This is a genomic window from Protofrankia sp. Cj3, assembly GCF_917627355.1.
Classification (GTDB): Bacteria; Actinomycetota; Actinomycetes; order Frankiales; family Frankiaceae; genus Protofrankia.
The window spans coordinates 1-10979 of sequence record NZ_CAKJTR010000009.1; the positions used below are offsets into that span (position 1 = coordinate 1).

At 67.8% G+C, this 10979-nt stretch carries 11 protein-coding genes and 1 pseudogene; 1 reads left to right on the forward strand and 11 read right to left on the reverse strand.

Annotated elements, in window-relative coordinates:
• The 10 genes and pseudogenes from MJ783_RS02240 to MJ783_RS02285 all read right to left on the reverse strand — a co-directional run.
• Positions 1-110 (reverse strand): annotated as a pseudogene (locus tag MJ783_RS02240) (epimerase); the annotation flags it as partial.
• A 182-nt stretch (positions 111-292) separates the two neighbouring features.
• The gene (locus tag MJ783_RS02245; RefSeq protein WP_239308225.1) at positions 293-1171 is read right to left on the reverse strand and encodes an S-adenosyl-l-methionine hydroxide adenosyltransferase family protein; all 879 of its coding nucleotides are present in this window, start codon (positions 1169-1171) and stop codon (positions 293-295) included.
• 220 nt (positions 1172-1391) lie between these two features.
• Positions 1392-1490 carry a 30S ribosomal protein bS22 gene (locus MJ783_RS02250; protein ID WP_003948845.1) on the reverse strand — a complete coding sequence of 33 codons (99 nt, stop codon included), beginning with the start codon at positions 1488-1490 and terminating at the stop codon, positions 1392-1394.
• Positions 1491-1770: 280 nt separating this feature from the next.
• Positions 1771-2574 (reverse strand): pyrroline-5-carboxylate reductase, encoded by an 804-nt coding sequence (gene proC / locus MJ783_RS02255; RefSeq protein WP_370651408.1) that lies wholly within the window; start codon positions 2572-2574, stop codon positions 1771-1773.
• Positions 2575-2607: 33 nt separating this feature from the next.
• Complete coding sequence (locus MJ783_RS02260; protein WP_305039473.1) at positions 2608-3579, reverse strand: proline dehydrogenase family protein; 972 nt, start codon at positions 3577-3579, stop codon at positions 2608-2610.
• Positions 3580-3700: 121 nt separating this feature from the next.
• Complete coding sequence (locus MJ783_RS02265; protein WP_239308228.1) at positions 3701-4450, reverse strand: class I SAM-dependent methyltransferase; 750 nt, start codon at positions 4448-4450, stop codon at positions 3701-3703.
• A 124-nt stretch (positions 4451-4574) separates the two neighbouring features.
• Positions 4575-5426, reverse strand: a complete 852-nt coding sequence (locus MJ783_RS02270) for a sugar phosphate isomerase/epimerase family protein (protein WP_370651409.1) — start codon at positions 5424-5426, stop codon at positions 4575-4577.
• Positions 5427-5776: 350 nt separating this feature from the next.
• Positions 5777-6880, reverse strand: a complete 1104-nt coding sequence (locus MJ783_RS02275; RefSeq protein ID WP_239308230.1) for a Ppx/GppA phosphatase family protein — start codon at positions 6878-6880, stop codon at positions 5777-5779.
• 147 nt (positions 6881-7027) lie between these two features.
• Positions 7028-7708: a response regulator transcription factor gene (locus MJ783_RS02280; protein WP_239308231.1), complete on the reverse strand. Its 681-nt coding sequence runs from the start codon at positions 7706-7708 to the stop codon at positions 7028-7030.
• Positions 7709-7711: 3 nt separating this feature from the next.
• The gene (locus tag MJ783_RS02285; RefSeq protein ID WP_370651410.1) at positions 7712-8968 is read right to left on the reverse strand and encodes a sensor histidine kinase; all 1257 of its coding nucleotides are present in this window, start codon (positions 8966-8968) and stop codon (positions 7712-7714) included.
• 354 nt (positions 8969-9322) lie between these two features.
• Here MJ783_RS02285 and phoU point away from each other — a divergent pair, with 354 nt between their 5' ends.
• A complete protein-coding gene (gene phoU, locus MJ783_RS02290; protein ID WP_239308232.1) occupies positions 9323-9964 on the forward strand; it encodes a phosphate signaling complex protein PhoU in 642 nt (213 codons plus the stop codon).
• 157 nt (positions 9965-10121) lie between these two features.
• On the opposite strand, the gene MJ783_RS02295 is transcribed toward phoU, so the two are convergent.
• Positions 10122-10865 carry a phosphoglyceromutase gene (locus MJ783_RS02295; protein WP_239308233.1) on the reverse strand — a complete coding sequence of 248 codons (744 nt, stop codon included), beginning with the start codon at positions 10863-10865 and terminating at the stop codon, positions 10122-10124.
• Between the last annotated feature and the right edge of the window lie 114 nt (positions 10866-10979).

Genomic DNA, 10979 nt, shown 5'->3' on the forward strand with positions numbered 1-10979 from the left:
GTATCCACCCCGATCACATTCTCGATCTCCGGATCAGCCGCAAAGACACTCGCGACCTGCGCGCCGAGGGGTCGGGAAACACCGGTGACAAGCACACAACGCGGTCGCATTCTGGTCGCCCCCTGCCCGATCCCGACGTCATGTTACGCCCTGGGGTTGTCCATACGGCAACGCGCCGTGGTCCGTGGCGTGGCGTCCCATTAGCCGACGTTAGCCCGCGTTAGCGGACGCAATGTGACCTGACACCACGCCCAGCCGGCCCCGAACACCGCCAATCGATCACCGGGTGAAATCAGATATAAGCAGAACGCGAGAGTGGCTCCGCGGACACCACCGATCGTGAACGCTGTTCGCGAGGGCCATGAGCGATCACAATCGCGGCGCGGCGACGCACGCGCAAAACATCCACCGCCCGCCCGCAGTTAACAGCGATCATAACGCGGCGTAGTGAATCCTCGCAGACCGCAAGATGACCGACCGCAACCTCACCATAGGTATGGGTGAATCGCAGCGTCAGGGTACGTTCTGCTATGCGCACCTCAACCGGATCGCCGAGGATGATGCCCGCGGCCTCGAGATCCGTGCGAGTGATGTTCAGAGCGAGGTTACCGAAATGATCGATGTCGACGACCTCGCCATGGATGTGGTCCTCATCCACCGAACAGGCGCGTGGCCGCAGCTGGACCACGCAGGCGGGATCCAGCCTCGGCCCCACGTCCTCCAGCGGCAGCCCGACCGCCAGCCGCGCGGCGACCGGGGCGTAGACGTCCCGGCCACGGAACACCGCGGTCGGCATCGGCAGCCACAGTTCCCGATTGGCGATCTCGTGGACCTCGACAACACCGCCCAGCATCTCCCAGGCGAGCGAAGCCAGCCCGTTGTCAGGCGCGACAATGATCGACCCGTCCGCGGTGCGCACCGCTATCCCGCGGACGTACCGGCCGTCGGTACCGAGTGGTTCGACCAGGGCGAGGTGTATCCCCCTGGGCAGGTAGCCGACGGCCCCCGCCAGCATTACCGCACCGTGCTCGACATCCTGCGGGAGTACCGCGTGAGAAATATCGATCACCCGCGCGTCCGGGGCGTGCCTGGCGATCACCCCGTGACACACACCCACGCAGGCGTCGTCCAGCCCGTAATCCGACAGAAAACTGATCCACAAACCCGCCATACGATCCCCTGTGCCGAGGCTGGCTCCGTTGCCACCCGTCACATGTGAGCTTCCCACAAGACCTGGCAGCCGGCAGTCGAGGACCTACCGCCGAAACCGGACCGTTACACAGCACTCCGCCCGAACCGCTGGAATTCAGCGTGTCAGTTTTCCACCCCGGGCATGCGGAACAGCGCGGCAGCCAGGAGAAGAAATTGCGTACCGCAAAGTAGCAGCGCGACTACTTTTTGTTACGACGCTGAACGCGCGTGCGCTTGAGGAGCTTACGGTGCTTCTTCTTGGCCATACGCTTACGACGCTTCTTGATAACCGAACCCACGAACCCGACCGATCTGTTTGAGGAAAGCCGAACGAACTGTCGGCTGAGCCTACCCGCTCCCAGGCCCGTGCCGGCCGCGTCGCCCCCGGAGTGGCTCGGCTCCCGGGGCCTCCGATGGAGCGCCGGGGACCCACAACCGCACCCCCATCGGGCGCTGGGCACCCGCCGGACCTGGCCATCCGGACCACCGGGGCCAGACGAGCTGTATCGGTGTCGCCGAGAACGCGGCCAGGGGGCGCCTGGACACGGCGAGCCGGACAGACGACGTCCAAAACACGCCCTAACCGGAGGCGAGCGCGCAGGACCGGTCCCGGGCCGCCTCGATCGCGGCCAGCAACGCGGCTCTGACCCCGTGCTTCTCCAGCTCCCGGATAGCATTGATCGTTGTCCCGCCCGGGGAGGTCACAGCCTCCCGTAACATCACCGGATGCTCGCCGGAATCGCGCAGCATCACAGCGGCCCCCACCGCGGTCTGCACCAGCAGCTGAGCCGCGACCGCCCGCGGGATACCCAGCAGGATTCCCGCATCGATCATCGATTCGACGAGGTAGAAGAAGTAGGCCGGGCCGCTGCCGGACAACGCCGTCACCGCGTCCTGCTGTGCCTCGGGCACGCGGACGACCTTCCCGACCGGCGCCAGCAGATCCTCGGTACGCCGCAGGTGGTCCTCGCCGGCATGGGCGCCCGCCGAGATCACTGACATCGCCTCGTCCACGAGGACCGGCGTGTTCGTCATCACCCGCACGACCGGTGTCCCCGCGGCGAGCCGCTGCTCCAGGTAGGCGGTGGTGATACCAGCCGCCACCGAGACAACCAGGTGCTCCGGGGTGACAACGGCCGCGATCTCATCGACCAGAGCGGTCATGTCCTGCGGCTTGACCGTGAGTATCAGCACGCTCGCCCGAGCGGCCGCGATCGGATTCGACAACGCCTGGACCCCGTGGCGGGCGGACAGCTCCTCGGCGCGCTCGGAGCGGCGCGCGGTCACAAAAAGATCATCGGGATCATGGCCAGAGCGGATCATACCGGACAACAGCGCCTCGCCCAGCTTGCCGGCACCGAGAATCGCGACCGTCATGAACATCCCTCCACTGGAACCGACCGCACGGCGCCGCTCCTATCGGGATGACCGCAGCGCCCGCAGGAAGAACAGCAGATTGGCCGGGCGCTCGGCAAGCCGCCGCATCAGGTAGGCGTACCATTCCCGCCCACACGGTACGTAGACCCGGACCACCTCACCCGCTCCGGCAAGGCGTCGCTGCTCGCCCGGCCGGACACCGAAGAGCATTTGATATTCGAACGGCCGGGGGCGGGGGCCACCCGGATCCGGCTCTACCAGGCCGGCCGTGCCCCCAGCAACAGCCCCAGCAACAGCTCCGGCCAGTCGACCGGCCAGCTCGACCAACGCAGGATCATGGGTGGCGACCATGGGGTAGCCCCGCCCAGCCATCAGGATCGCCAGACACCGCGCGTAGGAGGCGGCCACCTCGGTCTGGCGGGTGAAGGCCACCGACGACGGCTCGGCATAAGCGCCCTTGCACAGGCGGACCCGGCCACCGGCGACAGCAAGATCACGACAGTCCGCCTCGGTGCGGCGCAGGTACGCCTGGACGACGCTGCCCGTCTCGTCGAACTCCCGGCGCAGCTCGGCCACTGTGGTCAGGACCGCGTCGGTTGTGGTGTGGTCCTCCATGTCCACGGTGACGCAGGTGCCCGCGTCCCGAGCTGCCTGGCACACCCCGAACGCGAGCTCGCGGGCGAGCGGCGCGTCGAACGCCTGACCAAACGAAGAGAGTTTGAGTGACACCTCCGTGGCCGGGGTGAGACCCGCGTCGGCAAGCGCCCGCAACAGGTCACGATAGGTCATGGCGGACTCGTACGCCCGCTGCCGGTCGATCGCGTCCTCACCGAGAACATCCAGGGACACCCGCAGGCCGGCTTCACACAGCCGGCCCGCGACACCGACCCCCGCGGAAACGTCCTCACCCGCGACGAAGCGGTTGACCACACCGCGGGTGACCGGGCTCGTCGATACGAACCGCCGGACCCGATGATCGCTCGATGCGGCCAGCACCGCTGTTCGCAACATCGCGGTACGCAGCACCCTTCCAGCCTCCCCCCGCGGACCGTGGCCAGACCGCTGACGCGCGGCAGCAGCCCGGGAAAGGATTCTCCCCGCTCGCGGCAACCTGCCCTCGCCCGGTCCGCTGTCAGGCGAGGCGGGCGACGACCAGCACCGTGCGAAACGGCTCAGTGATCATACCGTCCGGGAACGCCTCCAGCAGCGACCTCCGCTCAGCGGCCAGAAAGTCCTCCAGGCGATCCCCGATCGCCTGGACGTACGACTTCGAGCGGAGCCACAGCTCATACGCGTCCAGCGCAAGCGTCCGGCTCCACCGGTCAGACACCGTCACGACTTCGGCGAACAGACCCGTCCACCGCAGTTCATCCGCCCACGGGCGGAGCCGGTAATCCCGCTGGTAGCCCGGGCTCATCGCCTCCAACCGCCGCTGCTGGCGTTCGCACCAGCGAAGATCCGCACCGTCGACGTCATTCCACCAGACGGCGAGCGCACCGCCGGGCCGCAGCACCCGGGCGGCCTCGGCCGCGGCCACCGGCACCCGGACCCAATGCCATGCCTGCGCATAGCAGACGAGGTCCGCCACAGTGCCGGTGAACGGAAGAGCCTCACCATCAGCGCGTACCGCGCCCAGTCCGGACGTGCGTTCGCGCAGGCGCCCGAGCATCACCGCACTGTGGTCCACCGGGATCACCCGAGCGCCGCGGGCCAGCAGCTGACGGGTCGCGATGCCGGTTCCCGCGCCGACCTCCACGATGTCGGCATCCGCGAGCTCACGCCCGGCCAGCCACTCCAGATCCGCGAACAACCGGTCCGGATAGGACGGCCGCGCGGCGTCATAGGCGTCCACCAACGGATCGAACAGCGACCTGGTGCTCACCAGAGCATCGTGTCATCATCGCGGAACGCCGTGAAGGACATCCGCGTCCGCAGCGTCGATCGCCAGTCGATCGCCGGTCGATCGCGGCGAGCCCCGCTGCTCGCGGAGCTGGATCAGCGCTCAATCAACGCGGGTGGCTGCTCGCCGTCGCGGGCGCGGCGGCGAGATTGAGCCGGGTGAACGCCAGCGCCTCAGCGAGATCCGCCTCCCGCTGGGCCCGGGACTCCGCTCGCCTCGTATTGATCTCTACGACCACGGTGCCGTCGAATCCCCGCGCCGCCAGCCTCTCCAACAGGTCAGCGCAAGGCTGGTTGCCGCGTCCGGGCACGAGGTGCTCGTCCTTGGCCAGCCCGCTGCCGTCGGCCATGTGGACGTGGACGAGCCGTTCGCCCAGCTCGTCCGCCATGGCCAATGCATCGGAACGCGAAACGCTGGTATGCGACAGGTCCAGAGTGACATGCCGGTAGTCATCACCCAGCGGCGACCAGTCCGGAGCGTACGCGGAAATCTCCCGCCCGCGCGCGCGCAGCGGAAACATGTTCTCGACCGCGAAGCGGACGGCTGTCTCGTCCGCCATCCTTTCGATGCCCTCGACAAAATCGCGGGCATAGTCACGCTGCCAGCGAAACGGCGGGTGGACGACGATGGTCGGCGCCCGCAGTGTCTCGGCGACCGAACGGGCCCGCTGTAGTTTCGCCCAGGGCTCAGCTCCCCATACGCGCTGGGTCAGCAACAGGCATGGGGCATGAACAGCGAGAATCGGAATACCGTGGTAATCGACAAGCCGCCGCAGAGCCTCCGGATCCTGGCTTACCGGGTCCGTCCACACCATGATTTCGACACCGTCGTAGCCGAGCCGCGCGGCCATCTCGAAGGCGGCCGCCGTCGATTCAGGGTACGTCGACGCGGTCGACAGCGCAATCTTCGCCGAAGGCACCCTGGCGGTGATCCGGTCAGCGCGGCGGGGAGCAATCACGGTCGGGTATGCGGTGCCGCGGGAGGATACGGCGAAACCTCGCGCCGGTCCTTGCGGGCGCCGCATACCGCCGCCCGCGGCCTCGGCGCCCCCGAGCCGCGGCGCTGGGGTTGACGCCTCGGGCATCCTTCCAGAGTAGGGCGTGCCCGCTCGATCTTCACTGCCACCTCACGTGCCGTCATCGGGTCTCCGGGACCCCGCGGGGATCCACCAACCCCCGCGGCGGCTCACCACCGTCCGAGAAATGAACATCCGGACACCATTGCGGTACTCGGCCCCACGTACCCAGGCAGCACGCGCGGATCCGGGCCGCCGGCCGTCAGCATCCGCCCTCAGTACCGGCCCTCGGGTCAGGCGGACGTCAACCAGTCCAGCCTACGCAGAATGACGCCTTCACGAAGCGCCCACGGACAGATCTCCACCTCGCTCAGGTTGAGCAGGTCGAGGGCCTCGGCGGCCACCACGGACCCCGCGACGAGCTGGCCCGCGCGATCAGCCGACACCCCCGGCAGGCTGCAGCGTTCAGCCGCGGACATCTTACACAGGCGGGTGGATATCTCACGCAGCGTATCCTGGCGCAAGACTCTGCGCACGTACGGGCCGCGGCTGTACGGCTCGGCACCGCCGATACGAGCCAGCGACCGGAAGGTCTTCGACGTCGCCACCGCCCGGGTGGGCTCGCCGACCACATACAGGTTCGAGACCACCGGCGCAATATGTGCCCGGACATACCGGCGCAGCGCCGCGACCTCCGAGCGCTTGGGCGGGTCGTTGGCCAACCAGTCACGGGTGAGCCGGCTCGCCCCCAACGGCAGGGATGACACCACGTCGGGATCCTCGTGCATCCCGGCCGCGATCTCCAGTGAGCCACCGCCGATGTCGAGCGCGAGCAGCCGCCCGGCGCTCCAGCCGAACCAGCGCCGCACCGCCAGGAAGGTCAGGCGCGCCTCATCCGGGCCGGGCAGGACCGCGAGCGCGATACCGCTGGCCGTCCGCAGTCTGGCCAGGACCTCCTCGCTGTTGGTAGCGTCACGCAGAGCCGACGTGGCGAACGCCACAAGGTCGTCCACACCGAGGTCGTCGGCACGGCCACGCATCTGGATGATGCATTCCGTCAGGGTCTGCTCGCCCTCGGCAGACAGCACGCCGCCGTCATCGAGGAGCTCGACCAGCCGCAGCGGAACCTTCACGCTGGCCGCCGGCAGCGGCTGGCCACCGACATGGGCGTCAACCACCAGCAGATGCACGGTGTTCGACCCGATGTCGATCACACCGAGGCGCATCCGACCGGCCGACAGGCGCTGCACGGACACCTGACCGTCAGCCTGGCTCAGCCCTTCTGGACGGGCTCCGCCCGCTGTCACCGTATCCCGGGCAGTGGCCTGCCGGCTCACCGCGTTCGGATCAGCCGCCGGCTGATCACCGATGGCCGGCCTCACCGACACAGCACACATCCACCCGCTGTGACAACCAACCGTCCGCGCTGTGCTGGCCGCAACAGCTTCACCACGCTCGCATCCACTCCTGGTCAGTCGTCCGGCCACCGCACGCCGCACCGAAGATCTTGGACGTGCCCCGCCCCAACCAAGATACGGCAATGATCAGGGTTCGAACTTGTAACCCAGGCCTCGGACGGTCACCAGATGGCGCGGGTTGCCCGGCTCATCTTCGATCTTCGTACGCAGCCGCTTGACATGGACGTCAAGGGTCTTGGTGTCCCCGACGTAGTCCGACCCCCAGACACGGTCGATCAGCTGGCCGCGGGTGAGTACCCGGCCCGCGTTGCGCAGGAACATCTCCAGCAGCTCGAACTCCTTCAGCGGCAGCGGGACAGCGGTGCCGTCGACAGTGACCACATGGCGTTCGACGTCCATCCGGACCGGGCCGGCCTCCAGCGTGGCGGTGACGCGCTCCTCGGCCTCGCCGCGGCGGCGCAGCACCGCGCGGATACGGGCGACCAGCTCACGGGCGGAGAACGGTTTGGTGACGTAGTCGTCGGCACCCAGTTCCAGGCCGACAACCTTGTCGATCTCGCTGTCACGAGCCGTAAGCATGATCACAGGCACCGCCGACTGCTGACGCAACGCCCGGCAGACCTCGGTTCCGGACAACCCGGGCAGCATCAGGTCCAGCAGGACGAGATCAGCGCCGTGCCGCTCGAACTCGGCCAGCGCGGCCGGCCCGTCCGTGGCGACCGCGACCTCGAACCCCTCCCGTTCAAGCATGAACGACAACGCGTCCGAGAACGACTCCTCGTCTTCCACGACCAGAAGGCGGGTCACCCTTCACGCTCCTTTGTCATCGCTGTCGTTGCCACGCTCAACATCGGGATCAGCATCGACGCAGGCCCGCAACAGCGGCAATCTGATCGTGAAAGTCGAGCCGGCGCCTTCGGAACTCCACACACTGACGTTTCCCCCATGGTTCGTCGCGACGTGCTTGACGATCGCAAGCCCGAGCCCCGTGCCGCCTGTCTGGCGGGAACGCGCCGGGTCGGCACGGTAGAAGCGTTCGAACACCCGCTCCAGGTCCCGCTCGGCGATACCGATGCCCTCGTCGGCGACAGACAGCTCAACCGTGTCGCCTGCCCGGCGGACCCCGACGACCACCCGGGTGCCCGTCGGCGAGTAGCTGACGGCGTTGTCGAGCAGATTCGCCAACGCGGTCGCGAGCTGGCCCTCGTCGCCGCTGACAGCGAAATCGCTGTCGCCGATCACAGCAATAGTGATCTCACGGGCCGAAGCCGTCAGCCGGGTGCGGTCCAACGCCTCGGCCAGCACCGCCGACACCCGCACCGGTCGTGGATCGGGCATCGGATCCGCACCCTGCAGACGGGAAAGATCGATAATCTCTTGGACGAGCCGCGCGAGCCGGGAGGACTCACGCGTCATCCGGGAGGCGAAACGCCGGACCGCGACCGGGTCGTCGCTGGCGACGGCGACCGCTTCGGCGAGCACATGCAGCGCGCCGACCGGGGTCTTGAGCTCATGGCTGACATTGGCCACGAAGTCCCGGCGGACCGCCTCCACCCGGCGCGCCTCGGTGACGTCGTCAAGGATCACAGCCACATGGCCGTCCGAGCCGAGCCGCAGGGTGCGGGCCCGCACGGCGAACGCCTCCTGATCAGGACGCGGGCGGGTCAACGGCGGCTCCGGGCGCGGCGGCAGACCGAGCTGCCGGTCGCGGTCGACGCCGTCCGCGCGGGTCTGTCCGGCCAGGTCACCCAGTTCGTCGAGAGCCAGCCGGCCAGCATCGATCACGCCCATGGTCTGGGCCGCCGGGTTGGCGAGCACCACGACGTCGTCCGCGTCCAGCACGACCAGCCCGGATGGCAGCCCGTCAACGAGCCGCCTGATGAGCCGTGACGGCAGTGTTGGCTGCGCGGCCGGCGCGTCGGGCAAGGTCACGTCAGGCAAGGCCGAGCCGGACGGGGTCTCGTCGGGCAGGGCCGCGGGCCGCTCCGGAGCGGGGCGCGCCGCCGGGCCGGATGAATTCGGGCGAAGCGCAAACCCAGGTCTTCGCTCACCCACACCGTCACCCACGGGCCGAATCGTAGGTGCCCAGCCGTAGCCTGCGCGTGCATCAAGCCAACCAGAGCCGATCGTCGCCAGGAGTTCATCCGCCTCATGCGATTCGTTCACCAAGGGGCGAGCGCCACGGACCATCGTTTGATCACGGTAAGGTGGCGCAACGGTCGGGACCATGCGTTGTCCGGGAAGCCACCGCCGCCTCGCGGTACCTCACGGCATGTTCGAGGCCGCGGGCGGTGGCAGCCTTCCGGAGCGCCGATGTCGACCCGTGGCGCCGGGAGGGCGGGTATGTGGTAATTGCCACGAAACCCGTCTCCGCTGTGATCAAATGGGCCGACAACCGCCGCGAACCCGAAGGAGCCGTCCGTGCGGGACGCCTTCCACGACGATCTCGAGAGCATCAACTCGTCCCTCGTCGAGATGACCAACCTGGTCGCCTCCGCAATGGCACGAGCCACAACGGCACTTCTCGACGCTGATCTCCAGCTTGCCGAAGGCGTGATCACCGCCGACGAAACTGTAGATCTTCTCCGTAACGAGATCGAGGAAAGATCCTTCGAAATAATGGCGCGGCAACAGCCAGTTGCCACCGATCTAAGAACCATGGTCACGACGCTGCGGATCGTCGCTGACCTCGAGCGCATGGGTGATCTTGCGCTGCACGTGGCCAAGGTGGCCCGACGGCGCTATCCCGGGCGCGCCATCCCGCCGGAGCTGCACTCGACCATCCTGGAGATGGGTCAGGTGGCGCAGCGGATCGTGGCCAAGGCAGGGTCGGTCATCGCAAGCCACGATGCCGCTCTCGCCAAGGAGCTGGAGAGCGATGACGACTCGATGGACGCCCTGCATCGCAAGCTCTTCCACGTGCTGCTGGAAACCGAATGGACCTACGGTATGGAAGCGGCGATCGACATCACGCTGTGTGGTCGTTTTTACGAACGCTACGCCGACCATGCGGTATCGGTCGCCCACCGAGTGATCTATCTGGTGACCGGTCACAAGCCCTGACACCCCTGGGACAGGCTGCCAGGCTCGGGATCTCGGGAACGCGGGAACGCGCCCGGCAGCTGTACCGCCCTGTTGTTTCTGGGCGGCTGTGGCCACAGGAGACGCGGCATCACGGGGCTGGGGCACGCGCCCCAGCCCCATTTCTTGATCAACTCCCCTATTGCCGGGCGCTCTTGCCCTGTGCGGCCACGGCGGCGGCGGCCGTCGCCGCGGCCGCCGGGTCGAGATACGCCGAGCTCACGACCCGTAGATCGTTGTCCAGTTCGTAGCGCAACGGAATGCCGGTGGGGATGTTCATGCCGGCGATGTCGGCGTCGCTGATCGCGTCCAAGTGCTTGACCAGCGCACGCAGGGAGTTGCCGTGGGCCGCGACCAGCACGGTCTGCCCAGCCCGCAGATCAGGCACGATGGCGTCGTACCAGTACGGCAGCATCCGCACAACGACGTCACGCAGACACTCGGTTGCCGGTATCGCGTCTGGCGGCAGGCCCGCGTACCGCTCATCCACTCCGCTGGCCTGGTCGGGCCCGATCGGTGGTGGTGGCGTGTCGTAGGAACGGCGCCAGAGCATGAATTGCTCCTCGCCGTACTTCTCAAGCGTCTCAGCCTTGTTGAGACCTTGTAGGCCCCCGTAATGGCGCTCATTGAGACGCCACGAACGACGGACCGGGATCCAGGTGCGCCCGGCGGCATCCAAGGCGATCCAGGCGGTACGGATCGCGCGCACCAGCAGCGAGGTGTGTACCACGCTGGGCAGGAGGTCGGCGTCACGCAGAAGCTCACCGCCGCGGGTCGCCTCCTTGACACCCTTGTCGGAAAGATCTACATCCACCCAGCCGGTGAACAGATTCTCACGGTTCCACGTGCTCTCGCCGTGGCGGAGCAGGACGAGCGTCGGCATACGGTCGATCCTGCCGCAACATGGGCGCCACAGGTGGCCAGATCGATGCGGCGCGCTCATGCGGGCACGCCGCCCAGTCAGGACGCCCTGACAACGCGGTCCCTTTGCCGATCC

Bases quoted from the DNA above. Each gene is read 5' to 3' on its own strand.
- MJ783_RS02260 (WP_305039473.1), bottom strand. From the start codon at position 3,579: ATGTTGCGAACAGCGGTGCTGGCCGCATCGAGCGATCATCGGGTCCGG.
- MJ783_RS02275 (WP_239308230.1), bottom strand. From the start codon at position 6,880: ATGTGTGCTGTGTCGGTGAGGCCGGCCATCGGTGATCAGCCGGCGGCT.
- MJ783_RS02295 (WP_239308233.1), bottom strand. From the start codon at position 10,865: ATGCCGACGCTCGTCCTGCTCCGCCACGGCGAGAGCACGTGGAACCGT.
- proC (WP_370651408.1), bottom strand. From the start codon at position 2,574: ATGTTCATGACGGTCGCGATTCTCGGTGCCGGCAAGCTGGGCGAGGCG.
- MJ783_RS02245 (WP_239308225.1), bottom strand. From the start codon at position 1,171: ATGGCGGGTTTGTGGATCAGTTTTCTGTCGGATTACGGGCTGGACGAC.